This is a genomic window from Intrasporangium sp. (assembly GCF_035280925.1).
GTDB lineage: Bacteria > Actinomycetota > Actinomycetes > Actinomycetales > Dermatophilaceae > Intrasporangium.
The window spans coordinates 16,976-34,526 of sequence record NZ_DATEEY010000002.1 but is presented as its reverse complement, the minus strand read 5'-3'; the positions used below and the strand labels follow the sequence as shown (position 1 = coordinate 34,526).

At 70.8% G+C, this 17,551-nt stretch carries 19 protein-coding genes; 15 read left to right on the top strand and 4 right to left on the bottom strand.

Annotated elements, in window-relative coordinates; translation table 11 throughout:
* The first annotated feature begins 21 nt into the window (after window positions 1-21).
* The 3 genes from VJN29_RS00180 (at window position 22) to VJN29_RS00170 (ending at window position 4,299) form a co-directional block, all read left to right on the top strand.
* A complete protein-coding gene (locus tag VJN29_RS00180; RefSeq protein WP_324141255.1) occupies window positions 22-612 on the top strand; it encodes a carboxymuconolactone decarboxylase family protein in 591 nt (196 codons plus the stop codon).
* Window positions 613-830: 218 nt separating this feature from the next.
* Window positions 831-2,219, top strand: coding sequence for a magnesium chelatase (locus tag VJN29_RS00175; RefSeq protein ID WP_324141253.1), 1,389 nt, complete (start codon window positions 831-833; stop codon window positions 2,217-2,219).
* Window positions 2,220-2,238: 19 nt separating this feature from the next.
* Complete coding sequence (locus tag VJN29_RS00170) at window positions 2,239-4,299, top strand: VWA domain-containing protein (RefSeq protein WP_324141251.1); 2,061 nt, start codon at window positions 2,239-2,241, stop codon at window positions 4,297-4,299.
* Between the two features lie 65 nt (window positions 4,300-4,364).
* Here VJN29_RS00170 and VJN29_RS00165 read toward each other — a convergent pair whose 3' ends face one another.
* Together VJN29_RS00165 and VJN29_RS00160 are read right to left on the bottom strand one after the other, a co-directional pair.
* Window positions 4,365-5,174 (bottom strand): fused MFS/spermidine synthase, encoded by an 810-nt coding sequence (locus VJN29_RS00165; RefSeq protein WP_324141249.1) that lies wholly within the window; start codon window positions 5,172-5,174, stop codon window positions 4,365-4,367.
* Window positions 5,175-5,185: 11 nt separating this feature from the next.
* Window positions 5,186-6,058 (bottom strand): adenylate/guanylate cyclase domain-containing protein, encoded by an 873-nt coding sequence (locus VJN29_RS00160; protein ID WP_324141247.1) that lies wholly within the window; start codon window positions 6,056-6,058, stop codon window positions 5,186-5,188.
* Window positions 6,059-6,169: 111 nt separating this feature from the next.
* Between VJN29_RS00160 and VJN29_RS00155 the strand changes: the two genes are divergently transcribed.
* The 5 genes from VJN29_RS00155 (at window position 6,170) to VJN29_RS00135 (ending at window position 10,139) form a co-directional block, all read left to right on the top strand.
* Window positions 6,170-7,066, top strand: coding sequence for an LLM class flavin-dependent oxidoreductase (locus VJN29_RS00155; RefSeq protein ID WP_324141244.1), 897 nt, complete (start codon window positions 6,170-6,172; stop codon window positions 7,064-7,066).
* On the top strand, window positions 7,066-7,458 hold the full coding sequence (locus VJN29_RS00150) for a sterol carrier family protein (RefSeq protein ID WP_324141242.1): 393 nt from the start codon (window positions 7,066-7,068) through the stop codon (window positions 7,456-7,458). Before VJN29_RS00155 ends, VJN29_RS00150 begins: the two co-directional genes overlap by 1 nt.
* Before the next feature lie 68 nt (window positions 7,459-7,526).
* Window positions 7,527-8,471 carry an ABC transporter ATP-binding protein gene (locus VJN29_RS00145; protein WP_324141276.1) on the top strand — a complete coding sequence of 315 codons (945 nt, stop codon included), beginning with the start codon at window positions 7,527-7,529 and terminating at the stop codon, window positions 8,469-8,471.
* Window positions 8,464-9,327, top strand: a complete 864-nt coding sequence (locus VJN29_RS00140; RefSeq protein ID WP_324141240.1) for an ABC transporter permease — start codon at window positions 8,464-8,466, stop codon at window positions 9,325-9,327. Before VJN29_RS00145 ends, VJN29_RS00140 begins: the two co-directional genes overlap by 8 nt.
* Window positions 9,324-10,139 carry an ABC transporter permease gene (locus VJN29_RS00135; RefSeq protein ID WP_324141238.1) on the top strand — a complete coding sequence of 272 codons (816 nt, stop codon included), beginning with the start codon at window positions 9,324-9,326 and terminating at the stop codon, window positions 10,137-10,139. Before VJN29_RS00140 ends, VJN29_RS00135 begins: the two co-directional genes overlap by 4 nt.
* A gap of 20 nt (window positions 10,140-10,159) precedes the next feature.
* Here VJN29_RS00135 and VJN29_RS00130 read toward each other — a convergent pair whose 3' ends face one another.
* Window positions 10,160-11,266, bottom strand: coding sequence for a winged helix DNA-binding domain-containing protein (locus tag VJN29_RS00130; RefSeq protein ID WP_324141236.1), 1,107 nt, complete (start codon window positions 11,264-11,266; stop codon window positions 10,160-10,162).
* 72 nt (window positions 11,267-11,338) lie between these two features.
* Here VJN29_RS00130 and VJN29_RS00125 point away from each other — a divergent pair, with 72 nt between their 5' ends.
* The 5 genes from VJN29_RS00125 to purM all read left to right on the top strand — a co-directional run bounded on the left by VJN29_RS00125 (window position 11,339) and on the right by purM (window position 16,187).
* A complete protein-coding gene (locus tag VJN29_RS00125; protein ID WP_324141234.1) occupies window positions 11,339-11,581 on the top strand; it encodes a hypothetical protein in 243 nt (80 codons plus the stop codon).
* Between the two features lie 27 nt (window positions 11,582-11,608).
* Window positions 11,609-12,178 (top strand): RNA 2',3'-cyclic phosphodiesterase, encoded by a 570-nt coding sequence (gene thpR, locus VJN29_RS00120; protein ID WP_324141232.1) that lies wholly within the window; start codon window positions 11,609-11,611, stop codon window positions 12,176-12,178.
* 54 nt (window positions 12,179-12,232) lie between these two features.
* Window positions 12,233-13,801, top strand: a complete 1,569-nt coding sequence (gene purF, locus VJN29_RS00115) for an amidophosphoribosyltransferase (RefSeq protein ID WP_324141230.1) — start codon at window positions 12,233-12,235, stop codon at window positions 13,799-13,801.
* A 304-nt stretch (window positions 13,802-14,105) separates the two neighbouring features.
* Entirely contained in the window at window positions 14,106-14,924 is an 819-nt protein-coding gene (locus tag VJN29_RS00110; protein ID WP_324141228.1) for a hypothetical protein, read from the top strand.
* Window positions 14,925-15,059: 135 nt separating this feature from the next.
* Complete coding sequence (purM, locus tag VJN29_RS00105; protein WP_324141226.1) at window positions 15,060-16,187, top strand: phosphoribosylformylglycinamidine cyclo-ligase; 1,128 nt, start codon at window positions 15,060-15,062, stop codon at window positions 16,185-16,187.
* Between the two features lie 72 nt (window positions 16,188-16,259).
* On the opposite strand, the gene VJN29_RS00100 is transcribed toward purM, so the two are convergent.
* Entirely contained in the window at window positions 16,260-16,454 is a 195-nt protein-coding gene (locus VJN29_RS00100; RefSeq protein ID WP_324141224.1) for a DUF3073 domain-containing protein, read from the bottom strand.
* A gap of 309 nt (window positions 16,455-16,763) precedes the next feature.
* Between VJN29_RS00100 and VJN29_RS00095 the strand changes: the two genes are divergently transcribed.
* Together VJN29_RS00095 and VJN29_RS00090 are read left to right on the top strand one after the other, a co-directional pair.
* A complete protein-coding gene (locus tag VJN29_RS00095) occupies window positions 16,764-16,952 on the top strand; it encodes a BldC family transcriptional regulator (RefSeq protein WP_324141222.1) in 189 nt (62 codons plus the stop codon).
* Between the two features lie 161 nt (window positions 16,953-17,113).
* Entirely contained in the window at window positions 17,114-17,548 is a 435-nt protein-coding gene (locus tag VJN29_RS00090) for a VOC family protein (protein ID WP_324141220.1), read from the top strand.
* The last annotated feature ends 3 nt before the right edge of the window (window positions 17,549-17,551 follow it).

Here is a 17,551-nt window from a genome sequence, read left to right as displayed (position 1 = left end):
GCCTGCTTCGACAATCAAGCCATGTTCATCAGCGGCGTTACTGAAGGCGATGCGCAGGGCCCGGTAGCCGAGTACTACGAGGCCCAGCGCGCGATGTGGGGATTCCTGCCCAACTACGCGGCCCCGTTCTCGCATCGGCCCGAGGTGGGCCAGGCGTGGCAGGCGCTCAACCTTGCGATCCGCGGCGGCATGGACCGGCGGCGTTACGAGATCGCCACCATCGCGGCGTCACGGGCGCGGCGCTCGACGTACTGCACCACGGCCCACTCGATGTTCCTGCGAGACGTGTGCGGCGACGAGGCCGCGATGCGCTCGATCAACGACCAGCCGGACGGGGCGGGCCTGGACGAACCGGACCGCGCGGTCTATGAGTTCGCCACCGCTGTCGCCACGGACGCGGCCGGTATCCAGGAGGCGGACGTCGACCGCGTCCGGGCGGTGGGGCTGTCGGACGCAGACATCGCGGACGTCGTGTTCGCTGCTGCGGCCCGGTGCTTCTTCACCGCAGTGCTCGACGGTGCTGGTGCCCAGCTCGACCCCGAGACCGCTGCGGCGTTCCCGCCCGACCAGATCGAAGGCATGGTCGTCGGCCGCCCCGTCGCAGGCACCTGACTCCCAACCAGGCGCGAGCGTGGAGAGAAGCCCGCGTGATCACGCGGGCTTCCTTCCACGGGCAGCGCGATTGTTGGCTCACCGGTGCGCGGCGAGAACTGCACACTCGACGAAGCGGGCGGGAGGGCTGGGACCGGGCGCGCGCACGGTGGCGAGCTCAGCGGCATACGGCCTCGTCGTTGTGAAAGGGGGTTGACGCCCCGGGTTAGCGTGAAGGGGTGACTCAACCTCCGGCCATCACCACGCTCGGCGCGCTGCGGGCGTCAGGGCACGAGCAGAAGCACCTCAAGAACGAGATGCGCGACAACCTCCTCGCCGCCCTGCGCGAGGGGCGCGATCCGTGGCCGGGACTGCACGGCTTCGAGGACACCGTCATCCCGCAGCTCGAGCGGGCCATCATCGCCGGCCACGACCTCGTGCTCCTCGGCGAGCGCGGCCAGGGCAAGACCCGCCTGCTGCGCACCCTCGTCGGCCTGCTCGACGAGTGGACCCCCGTCATCGCAGGGGCGGAGCTGAGCGAGCATCCCTACGAGCCGATCACGCCTGCCTCGCGACGCCGGGCAGCCGACCTCCGCGACGACCTCCCCGTGGCATGGCGGCACCGCGACGAGCGCTACTCGGAGAAGCTCGCCACTCCCGACACCTCGGTGGCCGACCTCGTCGGTGACGTCGACCCCATGAAGGTCGCCGAGGGCCGGTCGCTGGGCGATCCCGAGACGATCCACTTCGGCCTCATCCCGCGCAGCCACCGCGGCATCGTGGCCATCAACGAGCTGCCCGACCTGGCCGAGCGGATCCAGGTCGCGATGCTCAACGTCATGGAGGAGCGCGACATCCAGATCCGCGGTTACGTGCTGCGGCTGCCGCTCGACGTGCTCGTCGTGGCGAGCGCCAACCCGGAGGACTACACCAACCGCGGCCGCATCATCACCCCGCTCAAGGACCGGTTCGGCGCCGAGATCCGCACCCACTACCCGGTGGCGCTCGACGACGAGGTGGCGGTCATCCGGCAGGAGGCCCGGCTCACTGCCGGTGTGCCGGATGCCCTCGTCGAGGTGCTGGCGCGGTTCACCCGGCACCTGCGCGAGTCGAGCGCGGTCGACCAGCGGTCGGGAGTGTCGGCCCGGTTCTCGATCGCGGGCGCCGAGACGATCGCCGCGGCGGCGCTCCACCGCGCGACGACCCAGGGCGAGCCCGAGGCGGTGGCGCGCGTGGTGGATCTCGACGGGGCCGTCGACGTGCTCGGCGGCAAGGTGGAGTTCGAGACCGGCGAGGAGGGGCGAGAGCGCGACATCCTCACCCACCTGCTGCGTACCGCGATCGCCGAGACCGTGGCGCGGCACTTCCGCGGGATCGACTTCGCGCTCCTCGTCGACGCCATCGAGGAGGGCGCGCTCGTGTCGACCGGTGAGCAGGTCTCGGCGCGGGCCTTCCTCAGCGGGCTGCCGGTGCTGGGTGAGTCCGAGCTCTACGACGAGGTCTGCGAGCGGCTCGGCGCGCGCAACGACGGGGAGCGGGCGAGCGCCATCGAGCTCGCCCTCGAGGGCCTCTACCTGGCCCGCAAGATCAGCAAGGAGACGAGCGGGGGAGAGACGGTGTACGGATGAGCTCCGGAGTGAGTGAGTCATGAGGACGCGGTACGGACGGTACGTCGACGGGCCCGACCCGCTGGCGCCGCCCATCGACCTCGCCGAGGCGCTGGAGGCGATCGGCGAGGAGGTCATGTCCGGCCGCTCACCGGAGCGGGCCATGCGCGAGTTCCTCCGCCGCGGCGGCCGGGGCCAGCAGGGCCTCGACGACCTGGCTCGCCGGGTCGCCCAGCGCCGCCGCGAGATCCTCAGCCGGCACAACCTCGACGGCACGATGCAGCAGGTCCGCGAGCTGCTCGACAGGGCCGTGCTCGCGGAGCGCAAGCAGCTCGCGCGCGACCTCGACGACGACGCGCGTTTCGCCGAGATGCGGATCGGCAACCTGCCGCAGTCGACCGCGGCCGCCGTGTCCGAGCTGTCGGACTACCCGTGGCGATCCTCGGAGGCGCGCGAGGCCTACGAGGAGATCAAGGACCTGCTCGGCCGGGAGCTGCTCGACCAGCGCTTCACCGGGATGAAGCAGGCGCTCGAGGGCGCCACCGACGAGGACCGTCAGCGCATCAACGAGATGCTCGACGACCTCAACACGCTGCTCGAGGCGCACCGCAAGGGCGAGCCGACCGATGACCTGTTCCGGGACTTCATGGACAAGCACGGCGACTTCTTCCCGGAGGACCCGCAGAACATCGACGAGCTCCTCGACGCCCTTGCCCAGCGGTCGGCCGCGGCGCAGCGGATGCTCAACTCGATGACCCAGGAGCAGCGTGACGAGCTGATGGCCCTGTCCCAGCAGGCGTTCGGGTCGCCCCAGCTCATGGACCAGCTCGGTCGCCTCGACGACAACCTCCGGGCGCTGCGCCCCGGGGAGGACTGGGGCGGCAGCGAGTCGTTCCAGGGCGACCAGGGGCTCGGACTCGGCGACGGCACCGGGGCGCTCCAGGACCTCGCCGACCTCGACGACCTCGCCGACGCGCTTGCCCAGCAGTACGACGGCGCGCGCCTCGACGACGTCGACCTCGACCAGCTCGCCCGCCAGCTCGGGCCGGAGGCCGCCGTCGACGCGCGCACCCTGGCGGAGCTGGAGCGGTCCCTGCGCCAGAGCGGCTACCTCCGGCGCACCTCCGACGGCCAGCTCACCCTCTCTCCCAAGGCGATGCGCCAGCTCGGCAAGGCCCTGCTCCGGGACGTCGCCGACCGCATGTCGTCGCGCCAGGGCCAGCGCGACCAGCGCCAGGCCGGCGCCGCGGGGGAGCTCTCCGGTGCGACGCGCGAGTGGGCGTTCGGCGACTCCCAGCCATGGGACGTCACCCGCACCGTGACCAACGCCGTCCTCCGCAGCGTTTCCGAGGACCGGGGCACGCAGGGCCACGGTCCGAGCGCGAGCCAGCTCAGCGGCATACGGCACAAGGGAGTTCGTCTGGACATCCGCGATGTCGAGGTCGCCGAGACAGAGTCACGCACGCGCGCTGCAGTCGCCCTGCTGGCGGACACGTCCTTCTCGATGGCGATGGACGGCCGCTGGGTGCCCATGAAGCGGACTGCCCTCGCGCTGCACCACCTGATCCGCACCCGCTTCCGCGGCGACGACCTCCAGCTCATCGGCTTCGGCCGGAACGCTCGAGTCATGGACATCGAGGAGCTCACGGCGCTGGATGCCCTGTGGGACAAGGGAACCAACCTGCACCACGCCCTGCTCCTCGCGAACCGGCACTTCCGCAAGCACGCCAGCGCCCAGCCGGTCCTCCTCGTCGTGACGGACGGCGAGCCGACCTCGCACCTCACCTCCTCCGGCGAGACGTGGTTCAGCTACCCGCCGTCGTCGCTCACCATCGCGAGCACCATCCGCGAGCTCGACGCATCGGGTCGGCTGGGGGCGCGGACGACGTTCTTCCGGCTGGGCGAGGACCCGGGGCTGGCCCGGTTCGTCGACCAGATGGCCCGGCGCGTTGACGGCCGCGTCGTCGCGCCGGAGGTCGACGACCTCGGTGCCGCCGTCATCGGCAGCTACCTGGGCGACCGGGAGCCGTCGGGCTACGGAAGCTACCGCAGCGCGTTCGGCGACTGGTGGGGCGAGCGGGGCGGCTGGGTCGGCGGCTGACGAGTGTGGAAGCTCGCCCGCGTCAGGGGGTGGCCAAGCTTCCACACCCGTGGGGTCGGCGAACCTCAGACGACGCGCCAGCCGCGGGCGTCGGGAGCCGGGGGGCTCGGCATCCCCCCGTCGTCGAGCGGCTTGGCCCCAGCGATGAGCCGGTCGAGCTCGGGTCCGATGCGCAGCCCGGTGGGCAGGTTCGCCCGCGCGACGTCACGGCGGAGCCGGTCCTCGGGCAGCGGCACGACGCTGGCGACGACGACGCTGTTGCCGAAGCGCCTCCGCTTGAGCACCTCGTGCGTCGCGATCAGCGCGACGTACGGCAAGGCGCCCCGGATCGTCGCGAGCACCCTTGCGACGTAACGCATTCCGGGCTCGTCGGCGAGGTTCCAGAGAGCCGTGCCCTCGCGCTTGAGGACCCTCGCGATCTCGTGGACGTATGCCGCTGAGCTGAGTTCCGCCGGGATCCGTCCTTCCGCGTAGGCGTCGGTCACGAGCACATCGGCCGAGTGGGTGCCCAACGCGCTCACCCCGGTCGCGCCGTCCAGCGGGCGGACCCGGATCCGGTGGCGGCGGGGGAGCGGGAGCTCGCTCCGGACGAGCTCGGTCAGGCCGGCGTCCGGCTCGAGGACGATCTGCGGCGAGCCCGGCCGGGTCGCCTCGATCCACCGGGGCAGGGTCAGGCCGGCGCCGCCGACGTGGGTGACGGCGAGAGGCGTTGGCGGTGCCACGGAGCAGGCGTCGATGGCCAGGGCCAGGTGCTGGACGTACTCGAAGACGAGCAGGGTCGGGTCGTCGAGCTGGACGTGCGACTGGGGCGCACCGTCGACGTGCACGGTGACGCCGCCGCGCTCGTCCCGCTCCAGGCTGATCCGCTCCGCCATGGGTCTGGGTGTCAGGCGCCGGCGAGGTCGTCGGCCGGGCTCCGGCTCTGCGCAGCCACGGCGAAGAGCCGGCGCTGGCCCTCCAGCCCTTTGAGCGCGTGCAGCCCCTTGTCCACGAGCGGCAGCTCCGTCAGGAACAGGTGCGCCGCCTCTGAGACGAGGACCTCGTCGGGGGCGGCAGCAGCCATGATGCGGGCCGCCTCGTGAACTGCCACCCCGCGCACGTCCTCGCCGACCCGGTGCACCTGCCCGACATGGATGCCCGCGCGCACGTGCAGGCCCGCTCGGTTGGCCGCCTCGATGAGCGCGCTCGCCGCACCGACGGCCCGTGCAGGCAGGTCGAAGGTCGCGAGGATGCCATCCCCCGTCGTCGTCACCTCGCTGCCGTGGAACCGGTCCAGGATGGCGCGTGTCGTCCTGAAGTGGTGCCCCAGCAGCTCCTGCCAGGCCGGGTCGCCCAGCTGGGTCGCGCGCGGGGTCGAGTCGACGATGTCGGTGAAGAGGAGCGTCGCCAGCCACGGGACCGCCGCGGAGCCGAGGAAGGTGTTGGTCCCGGTGAACTCGATCTGGACGAGGGGCTCTTCGCCGATGACCCAGGCGTCGTGGAGCGGCGGAAGGTCCATGGCGTCGCCGGCCTGCACCTCGACGCTCGTGCCGTCGCTGAAGACGATCCCGCCGCGCCCGGAGACGACCGCCCCGATGTGGCGGGCACGGCACCAGTCGCCCCCCACGAGTGGCTTCACGTGGAGGGACCACCGCCATCCCGGCTGGTGGACGACGCGGGCGATGGTGAAGTCCCCGAGCTCGACGATGTCGAGCCGGGTGAGCGGGACCTCGACGGTGCGATCCGGTGCCGTGAAGTTGAGCTTCCGGTAGTCGACCACCGTCACATGATCGAGCCCGCCTCGTCGCACGGTCAACGACGCGCAGCGGCGCTGGCATCCGGCCCGTCCGGCCCGTCCGGCTGCGGCCCTGCCATGTCGTACGGTCGGGGGATGCGATTCGGTCTGGCGATCCTCCCGGAGCACCCTTGGTCGGCCGCGGAGGCGATGTGGCGCGAGGCGGAGGCGATGGGCTTCGACCACGCGTGGACCTTCGACCACATCACCTGGGCCGGGCTGCCCGAGACGCCGTGGTTCGGGGCCGTCCCGACGCTCGCTGCAGCGGCGGCCGTCACGTCGCGGATCAAGCTCGGCACCTTCGTCTCCTCACCGAACAACCACCATCCGGTGCAGTTCCTGCGGGAGGTCCTCGCCCTGGACGACATCTCGTCCGGCCGCTTCCTCCTCGGCATCGGCAGCGGCGGCGACCTCGACTCGCGGATCACCGGGGAGGAGCTGGCGCTCAAGGACCGGGTGGCCCGCTTCCACGAGTTCACGCACCTGCTCGACCGGCTGCTCAGCGAGGAGCGGGTCTCGGCCGCGGGCCGCTTCTACGGGGCCCGCGACGTCGTCACGCTCCCCGGCCCGGTCCGGTCTCCGGAGGGGCCGCGCGCGAGCGCACCCAACCGCGTCCCGCTCGTCATCGCGGCCAACGGGCCCAAGTCCATCCGGCTCGCCGTCGACAAGGGCGAGGGATGGATGACCTACGGCGGCAACGTCGACACCGACGAGGAGTGGTGGGGACTCGTCACGACCCTCAGCCACGCCGTCGACCAGGCGCTCGACGCGGCAGGACGTGAGCGGCACACGCTCTCCCGCTACCTCAACATCGACTCGGCGCCGACCTTCTCACTGTCCAGCGTTGCCGCCTTCGAGGACGCGGTGGGTCGGGCCGCGGAGCTCGGCTTCACCGACGTCATCACCCACTGGCCGCGACCGGCGGAGCCGTACCGCGGCGTGCGGGAGACGCTCGACGCGGTGGTGTCCGACGTCCTCCCGAGGTGGCGCTGATGCCGCCACGCCGGCGTGTGCCCGTCGCGGCCGGTAGAGAAGCCTTGGCCGTATGCCGCTCAGCCGGCTTCTCGGCGGATCGTGACGTCACTGCCACGGCAGTCCGCTACACCCTCGAGGAGCTCGCCGCCGTGGCGCCCGGCCGCACCGTCGAGGTGCGGGTGCCGCCCCATGGCGCCGCCCAGTGCGTGGAGGGGCCGGTCCATCGTCGGGGCACCCCGCCCAACGTCATCGAGACGGACGGCGCGACGTGGCTCGCCCTGGTGACCGGTGAGCTCTCGTGGCAGGAGGCCGTCGACTCGGGGCGGGTCCGGGCGAGTGGGCAGCGAGCCCACCTCCAAGGGCTGCTGCCGCTGGTCCCGCTCGACTCCGGCGTCGCGCAAATCGATTGAAGGACGTGGGCGACCTCGGCAGACTGACGACAGTGACCAGTCAGACTCCAGTCGACGCCGTCAGTGGCATGTCCAGGGACGGTGGGGCAGCCGGGCCGATCGTCGTCGCGCGCGGGCTGACGAAGGTCTACGGCGAGAACCGGGCGGTCGACGGCATCGACTTCGAGATCGCGCGCGGCGAGTCCTTCGGCCTGCTCGGCCCCAACGGCGCCGGCAAGTCGACGACGATGCGGATGATCGGCGGCACGCTCCAGCGGACCGGTGGCACGATGAGCGTCGCCGGCCTCGACCCCGCCGAGCGCGGTCCGGAGGTGCGGGCCCACCTCGGGGTCGTCCCGCAGCAGGACAACCTCGACGAGGAGCTGTCCGTCCGCGACAACCTCATCATGTACGGCCGCTACTTCGGTCTGCCGTACTCCTACCTGCGGGCGAAGGCCGATGAGCTGCTCGAGTTCGCGCAGCTGACCGACCGCGGCAAGGAGAAGGTCGGGGCGCTCTCGGGCGGCATGAAGCGACGGCTCACGATCGCCCGCTCACTCGTGAACGAGCCGAAGGTGCTGCTCCTCGACGAGCCGACGACGGGCCTCGACCCGCAGGCCCGGCACGTTCTCTGGGACCGCCTCTTCCGGCTCAAGGAGGTCGGGGTCACGCTCGTCGTGACGACCCACTTCATGGACGAGGCCGAGCAGCTGTGCGACCGGCTCGTCGTCATCGACCGCGGTCGGATCATGGCCGAGGGCACGCCGCGCCAGCTCATCCGCGAGCACTCGACGCGGGAGGTGCTCGAGGTGCGCTTCGGAGTCGACCGCAACGCGGCAGTGGTAGCCCAGCTCGAGGACATCGGCAGCCGCCTCGAGGTCCTGCCCGACCGGATCCTCGTCTACGCCGACGACGGCGAGGCAGCCCTGGAGGCGGTTGCCGCGCGGGGACTCAGCCCCGTCACGTCGCTCGTGCGCCGGTCGTCGCTCGAGGACGTGTTCCTGCGCCTGACCGGTCGGAGCCTCGTTGACTGAGCACACGGTGATCGCGGACCTCGGCCGGCTCGCCGCCTCGGGCCGGGTGCCGCCCCCTGAGGTGCTGGCGCGACGTGCCCGACGCTGGGGCTGGTGGTTCTACGTCGAGGGCTGGCTGCGGGGATCGAAGGCCTGGGCCATCTCCCTGCTCGTCTACATGGTCCTCATGCCGCTGCTCTACCTGACAGCCCTCGGCCTCGGCCTGGGCCACCTCGTCGACAGCGGGGCAGGGTCGGTCGACGGCGTCTCGTACCTCGTCTTCGTCGGGCCCGCCCTGCTCGTCAGCACCGTCGTCATGTCGGTGGGGGGCGAGCTGACCTACCCGGTCATGGCCGGCTTCAAGTGGCAGCGCCTGTACTACGGGCCGCACGCCACGCCCCTCACGCCGGAGCAGATCTCGGTCGGCCAGCTCGTCGGCGTCATGATCCGCTTCGTCGTGCAGGCGGCGATCTTCCTGGGCTTCCTGCTCGTCTTCGATGCGGCGCCGAGCGGCTGGTCGTGGCTCAGCGTGCCGATCGCCGTGCTCACCGCGGCTGCCTTCGGTGCGCCCCTGCAGGCCTTCGCCGCGAGCCTCGAGGACGAGGGCTACCAGTTCGCCTTCGTCCAGCGCTTCGTCATCATGCCGATGTTCCTGTTCGCCGGCACGTTCTTCCCGCTCTCGGTGATGCCGGCGGCCCTCCAGTGGATCGGGTGGGTCTCGCCCGTCTGGCACGGCACGCAGCTGGCCCGTCAGGCGACCTACGGGGCAGTCGAGCCGCTCTGGCTGACCGTGACGCACGTCGCCGTGCTCGTTGCCATGACCGGGGTGGGCGTGGCGCTGGGACGACGGATCTACGCACGGAGGCTGGGGAGATGACCGCGGAGACCAGGGGTCGCTACGCGGCCCGGCTCGACGGGCTCTACGGCCGCAACGCCAAGGCGGTCATCGAGCGCGGCTTCCGGGTCATGAAGGGCCAGAACTGGGCCGTCATCGTCTCGGGGTTCTTCGAGCCCGTGTTCTACCTGCTCGCCATGGGCTTCGGGCTCGGCGGCCTCGTCGGCACGGTCACCGGACCGAACGGCGAACCGATCGAGTACGCCGCCTTCATCGCCCCCGCGCTCCTCGCGACCTCGGCGATGAACGGGGCGATCTACGACTCGACGTGGAACGTCTTCTTCAAGCTGCGGTTCGCCCGGCTGTACCAGGCCATGCTCCAGACGTCCCTCGGTCCCATGGACGTGGCCATGGGCGAGATCTTCATCGCGCTCTTCCGGGGCTTCCTCTACGCGGTCGGCTTCATGGTCGTCATGCTCGCCATGGGTCTGATCACGTCGCCGTGGGCGATCCTGATGGTCCCGGTCGCGCTGCTCATCGCCGTTGGTTTCGCCAGTCTGGGCATGGCCGTGACGAGCTACCTGAAGAGCTTCCAGCAGATGGACCTCGTGCAGATCGCACTCCTGCCGATGTTCCTCTTCTCCGCCACGCTCTTCCCGATCGAGGTCTTCCCGACCGCGATCCAGTGGTTCGTCCAGGCGATGCCGCTGTGGCACGGGGTCGAGCTCATGCGCCACCTGGCGGTCGGCCACCTCGAGGCCGCCACCGCCGGGCACGCACTGTACTTCGTCGTCATGTCCGTGCTCGGCGTCTGGTTCACCGCCAGCCGGCTGCGTGCGCTCTTCCTGCGCTGAGCCGGACCCGGCGTGGCCGGTCAGTACACGTAGGCGATGGTGCACGTCGCGGGCAGGCCGAGGAACTCGCCGTAGCGTTGGGCCGCCTCATGGAGCACTCGTACCTCCCGAGCCGACAGCGGACGATGAGGCGACAGCTCGAACTGCACGCGCGTCGGTGTGACCGTCCGCTTCATCCCGGCGACGAGCTGTGCGTCGACCAGCGCCATCCCGATCGTGCTCTCCCGCTGCCTCGGCACGACTCCGCGCGCATCGAGGACCCAGCGCGAGTCCTGGTAGCCGCGGTAGGTCTCGTCGAGCAGCTGCAGCAGGTGAGCAGGGGGCTTGCCCAGACTGGCCGGCGGCTCGCCCGGCGCGTGCCAGTACGTGCGTCCGTCGTGTTCGAAGCAGTCCAGCTGATCCCGCACAGCGTCGAGGCCGCGCCGGACGTCGGTCACGGTCACGGTGGCCCAGTAGGCGAGGTCCTTCACTGTCGCGGGGCCGTGACCGGTGAAGTAGCGCAGGGCCAGCCGGGCCAGCGCGGCATCACGATCGAACGCCTCCAGCTCGACGCGGGAACCGACGCGGTCGGCGTAGGTGGCGTACGTGTGCTCACCGTCGCGCGGTCGGCCACTGATCGCGAGGCGGTGCAGCTCGAGGTGCGCCATCAGCAGCATCACCATGCGACCGGTGACTCGCTGCGCCAGATTGGGCACTCGCTCGCGCAAGGCTGCGGTCACCTCCTCGCGCGTCCGACCCGGAGTCGCCGTCAAGAAGCCCAAGGCGGCGTCGGCGAGACGCCCGACGTCCTGCGTTGTCAGGCCGACGTCACCGAGGAGCTGGCCGTCGACAACCTTGAACAGGCGCGGCCCGGTCAGGGCAAGCAGCCAGTCGATGTCGCCGCGTGCGGCGTAGTGCCAGGTCGGGCGAAGCACGTGGGTGCGGACCGCGTCCCCCGAGGCGAGGAGAGCGGCGAGAGCACTGGGGTCCGGCGCCGTGGTCCGGGCGGCCACGGCCCACGCGGACTGGCTCGGGTTCTCGGCCTGCACGGCGAGCAGCGTGTCCAGCACCGGGCCCGCCGAGTCGGCGTGCGGCGCGGTGAGGAGCTGGTTCGACAGCCGCCACCGGGCAATCGCAGCATCGTCCATCACGTCAGTATGGTCATCGCCCGGTTCGAGGAGGCTGCGCGCCCCCACGGTCAGTACGCCTAGGCTGGGAGGGTGACTCCGCAGCCGGCCCGCATTCCCAACTACAAGCGCTTCCTGCTCACGGGGGCGTTCATCGGACTGGCCGTGGGCATCTGGTTCGGCGTGCGTGAGCCGGGCGGCCCCAGCTACAACGAGACTCTGCAGTACTCCATGGGCACCGCGGTGGCGTTCCTCGCCGCGCTCGGGGCCTTCCTCGGCGCCGGGATCGCAGGGGTCATCGCGATCCTGATCGACCGCTCCGGGCGGGAGAGGTGACCGACGCCCTGAGCCTGAGCTGGACCAATGCGCCTCTTCGTCGCCATCGTCCCGCCTGACGAGGTTCTCGACGACCTCGCCGACCACGTCGAGCCCCGCCGGCTCGCCGACGAGGAGGGCGGCTCCGACCTGCGCTGGACCGACCGGCACCAGTGGCACGTCACCCTCGCCTTTCTCGCGGACGTCCCCGACTGGCGCCTGGACGACCTGACCGCTGCGGTCGGTGCGACGGCCGCCCGCCACCACGCGCCGGTGCTGCGCCTCGCCGGAGCCGGCGCCTTCCCCAACCCCTACGCGGCCCGCGTGCTCTACACCGGCGTGGAGCAGCTCCGGGGTGACCTGGGGAGGCTGGCGAGCGGCATACGGACGGCGTGCAACGGAGCCGGGGTCTCGCCGGGCGGCACCCGCTTCCACCCGCACGTGACGCTGGGGCGCTTCCGCCGGCCGACCGAGGCGACCCGCTGGATCCGGGCCCTCGACGCGCACGAGGGGAGGGTGTGGCAGCCGACGGAGCTCGCCCTCGTGGAGTCCCACCTGGGCCAGGGTCGGGGGCACCGCCCGCGCTACGAGGTGGTCGCGACGGCACCTCTCGCCTGACCTTCGGCCCTGCGGCTGTCATGGCCGACTCGGTCGGTGTGGGAGACTCGGGTAGTGGCACGCGGCGACGGGCGACTGACTCATGACCTCCTTGACGGCGAAAAGGGACCCCAGGACGCATGCGGCGTCTTCGGTGTGTGGGCCCCCGGCGAGGAGGTCGCCAAGCTGACCTACTTCGGGCTCTACGCCCTGCAGCACCGGGGCCAGGAGTCCGCGGGCATCGCCACGTCCGACGGGGAGAAGATCCTCGTCTACAAGGACATGGGCCTGGTCTCGCAGGTCTTCGACGAGACGGCCCTCACCTCGCTGCGCGGCCATATCGCGATCGGCCACACGCGCTACTCGACGACCGGCGGCTCCACGTGGGAGAACGCCCAGCCCACCCTTGGCGGGTCCGAGGGACGCACCCTGGCCCTCGGACACAACGGCAACCTCATCAACACCGTCGAGCTGCGGGCCATGGTCGACGAGCACTTCGGCGACAGCCGGGTCACGGGTGAGCTGGCCCGCGGCAACACCTCGGACACCGCCCTCGTCACGACGCTGTTGGCCTCCGACCCCGACAAGACTCCGGAGCAGGCTGCGCTCGAGCTCTTTCCCCAGCTCCGTGGAGCCTTCTGCTTCGTCTTCATGGACGAGCACACGCTGTATGCGGCTCGTGACCCGTGGGGCGTGCGGCCGCTCGCCCTCGGCAGGCTCGAACGCGGTTGGGTCGTCGCGTCGGAGACCGCCGCCCTGCAGACGATCGGCGCGTCCGTGGTGCGGGAGGTCGAGCCGGGCGAGCTCATCGCCATCGACGAGGACGGCCTCCGCTCCCACCGCTTCGCCGAGCCGCAGCCGAAGGGGTGCGTCTTCGAGTACGTCTACCTCGCCCGGCCCGACGCCGTGATGCGAGGCCGGGTCGTCCACGAGGCTCGCGTCGAGATGGGCCGTGCCCTGGCCCGCGAGCACCCGGTCGAGGCCGACCTCGTCATCGGGGTGCCCGAGTCGGGCGTGCCCGCGGCGGTCGGCTACTCGCAGGAGTCCGGCATCCCGTTCGGCCAGGGCTTTGTCAAGAACGCCTACGTCGGCCGGACCTTCATCCAGCCCTCGCAGACGTTGCGCCAGCTCGGGATCCGGCTCAAGCTCAACGCTCTCGAGCACACCATCCGGGGCAAGCGCCTCGTCGTCGTGGACGACTCGATCGTGCGCGGCAACACCCAGCGTGCGCAGCTCCGGATGCTCCGTGAGGCGGGTGCTGCCGAGGTGCACGTGCGGATCTCGTCGCCGCCGGTCCAGTGGCCGTGCTTCTACGGCATCGACTTCGCCACGAGGGCCGAGCTCATCGCGACCGGTCTGGGGGTGGAAGAGATCCGGGCGTCGATCGGCGCCGACTCCTTGGGCTACATCTCCGAGGCCGGGATGATCGCGGCGACCGACCAGCCAGCCGAGCAGCTGTGCACGGCGTGCTTCACCGGTCGCTACCCCATCAACCTGCCCGAGGACGGCCACATCGGCAAGCACGTCCTCGAGACCCTTCCCCTCACCGTCCGGACTGGCCACGACCGGTCCGTCGACGTCGACGTCGAGGGCGTGCCGATCGGCGTCGGCACCGGGGGCTCCGGAGCCCTCGACCACCCCTGACCACGTCGCCCCCTCCCGCGGTTCGAGGTATCTCGCGACGGCCAGGAGTCGATGGATACCTCCACCCGCGGTCCCCATCCCCTGGCGCTGCGCTGCGTTGCCCACAGGTTGACCTGGCCGCCTCGAACGCCGCCCCCCGTGCATCGACCGTGCTGGCATGGATGCGGACAACCATGTCAGCGAGAGGACAGCCCCTCGCCGGACGCCCCGGCGGCTGCGGCCGACAGCTCGACGGCGGCTGGCCGAGGCCGCTGCTCAGCACACCGGATCGGTGGTCTCGCGAGCAGGACTGCGAGCCGCCGGGGTGAGTTACGTCGACATCCGAAGCGAGGTGGGAGCCGGTCGTTGGCGACTTCACGGGCTGCAAACGGTAGCGCTGCACACGGGGGAGCTCACAGCCGAGGAGCATCGCTGGCGCATCGTGTGGGAGACGGGCGAGGACATCGCAGCCATCGACGGCGTGACCGCGTTGCAGGCGGCGGGTCTGAAGCACTTCACGGACGAGTCGATCCATGTCTCGGTGGTCCATCGGTGCTCGGTGAAGAAGGTGGCAGGCGCCAAGCTCCACAAGGTGATCCGGCGCCTGCCTGACGAGGTGATGGGCGCTGGACTACCCCGTACCAAACCGGCGGTAGCGGCGTTACGTGCTGCCTATTGGGCGGTGTCGGATCGGCAGGCAGCGCTCATCCTGGTCATGGCCGTGCAGCAGCGACTCGCCACGCCGCAGCAGTTGAGTTCATGGTCGAAGCGGCTCCGGGGGCGTCGTCGGCGCAAGTTCGTCAAGGACGTGATCAGCTACCTGCACGACGGCGTTCAGTCACTCGGCGAGCTGGACTTCGCCAAGCTGTGCAGGGTGCGGGATCTGCCCGAGCCGACGCGGCAGGCCATCGTTGAGGGGGCGCGCGGCCGGCTGTACCTCGATGTCCGTTGGGACGGCTATGCCCTCGTCGTCGAGATCGACGGCGTCCAGCATCGCGAAGGCCTTCAGGTGACGGCTGACAACCTCGGCCGTAACGAGGTCACCCTGCATGAGGACAAGGTCCTGCGCATCGACCTCCTCGGCCTGCGCCTGCACGAGGACGAGTTCATGGACCAGGTCATCCGCGGTCTCGGCCGTGCCTGACTCGGTCTTCGCGTTCGGTTCGAGGTATGGGTCGACTCCTGGTCGTCGCGCAATACCTCCAACCAGGGCAGGCGTGGGAGGGCCGGGGGAAGAGAGGGAGGGAGGGGGAGGGGAGGGCGCCGGTAGGGTTGGTGCGTGACGAACGAGCCCGCTGGCCCCATCACATATGCCTCTGCTGGAGTCGATGTGGAGGCGGGGGACCGGGCCGTCGAGCTGATGAAGGAGTCGGTTCGCCGTGCAACGCGCCCCGAGGTCCTCGGCGGGCTCGGCGGCTTCGCGGGGATGTTCGACGCGAGCGCCATCGCGCGCATGACGCGGCCCATCCTCGCCACGAGTACCGACGGGGTGGGCACCAAGGTCGCCATCGCCCAGGCGCTGGACAAGCACGACACCATCGGCTTCGACCTCGTCGGCATGGTCGTCGACGACATCGTCGTGTGCGGGGCCGAGCCGCTCTTCATGACCGACTACATCGCGACGGGCAAGGTGGTCCCCGAGCGGATCGCGGCCATCGTCGGCGGCATCGCACAGGCCTGCGAGGAGGCCGGGGTGGCGCTCGTCGGCGGCGAGACCGCGGAGCACCCTGGACTACTCGAGCCGGACGAGTACGACCTCGCCGGCGCCGCGACGGGGATCGTCGAGCACGCGGACGTCCTCGGGCCCCAACGAGTCCGGGACGGCGACGTGGTCGTGGCCCTCGCGAGCAGCGGTCTGCACAGCAACGGCTACAGCCTCGTTCGCCGAGTGATCGCCTCCGCAGGCTGGCCGCTCGACCGCCACGTCGACGAGCTCGGCCGAACACTCGGCGAGGAGCTCCTCGAGCCGACCCGCATCTACACCAAGCCTCTGCTGTCACTGATCCAGGACGCGGGCGTCGAGGTGCATGCCCTGAGCCACGTCACCGGCGGGGGGCTCGCTGCCAACCTGGCCCGGGTGCTCCCCCCGGGTCTGATGGCGCGCATCGACCGCTCGACCTGGACCCCACCTGCGGTCTTCCACACCATCCAGGCCCTCGGCCGGGTGCCGCAGGCCGATCAGGAACGCACCCTGAACCAGGGCGTCGGCTTCGTCGCCGTGCTTCCCCAGCCACACGCGGACCGCGCCATCGAGCTGAGCCAGCTCAGCGGCATACGGGCATGGCGTGTCGGGGAGGTGACGTCCGAGGCGCGCGCAAACGTGGAGCCGGCTGCGGAGCTCGTCCGGGGGGCGAAAGGCGTCGACGGAGGCGCCGTCCAGGTCGTGGGGGAACACCCCAGGACCTGAAACGGGCAGCCGTCAGCGTGGGTCGGGCTGTGCGTCCGACGCACGAGGTGTGCAAGAAGGGGAATGGGCGGCTCAGCGCTCGCCCGCTGCCCACTTCCCGTATTCGTCGTAGTCGTCCTCGTCAGGCCGCGACGTGTCGTCACGGTCCGCACCAGAAGACTCGCGGTGCAGCTCTCGCTCCAGCGCGCTCAAGTCCGTGTCTGGCGTGTAGTACTTGAGCTGCCGTGCGACCTTGGTCTGCTTGGCTTTGGCTCGGCCGCGCCCCATGGCGTGACCCCCTCGTGCGTCGTGCCGGGACGGCATCGCTCGGCGGAGGGCTGTCAAGCCCTCCGTCGTCCGCGTAGCGGCCCCGGGAATGTGTGTGTTCTCGTGGTGCTAACGCTACATGAGCCGAGCAAGTCCTGCCCCACTGGGACAACCTCTCGCCGACCCGCGCCGCGGGCGGAATGGGAGAGAAAGCGGGTTTGCCCAATCTGCTCCCACCGGAACGTGGATCGCCTAACCTTGCTCCATTGAGCCCTAGAGGGCCAAGCGTGGTGTCGCTGCACTGAGCGACTGGGTGGTGGGGAACTGACCATGACAACACAGGATCGGCATGAGACCGAGAAGCTGTTGACGCCGGCCGAAGTCGCCGCGCTCTTCAGAGTCGACCCGAAGACCGTCACTCGATGGGCCAAGGCCGGCAAGCTCACCTCGATCCGGACTCTCGGCGGGCACCGCCGGTACCGCGAGTCCGAGGTCCGGGCGCTCCTTGGCGGTCACTGACCGGAGGCCAAGGTGTCAGGGGCAGGGCAGCTCGAGGCTGTCACGGGCGGTGATGCCCGGGCGTTCGCCCGTCGCGGGCTGCTCGGCCTCGTCGCGCGCCGATGGGGCAGGACGCTGTCGTTCGGAGGTGGACTGTCGGCGGGGTCTCGTAGCGTCGGCGCATGACACCAGACATCACCGCCATCACCCTGGGAGTGCGCGACGTGGAGCGGTCGCGCCGCTTCTATGTGGACGGGCTCGGCTTCCGGCAGGTCCTCGAGATCGCTGGTGAGATCGCGTTCGTCCAGTGCGCCCCGGGGCAGCTGCTCGCCCTCTGGGACGTCGAGCAGATGCCGACGGAGTACGGCGACGTCGCCCATGGGTCGTCCGGGCCGCCGATGTCACTCGGACACACGGTGGACGGCCCCGAGGGTGTGCGGGAGCTGTATGCCGCTGCCCTGGCGGCGGGGGCCGCCACCGTCACCGAGCCCGCCGAGCGCGAGTGGGGTGGGGTCAGCGCGTGCGTGGCTGACCCGGACGGCTTCCGATGGGACTTCGTCTGGAATCCGAACCTCCGGGTCGACGCCGACGGCACCGTGCACCTCGGCGACGGGTGACCC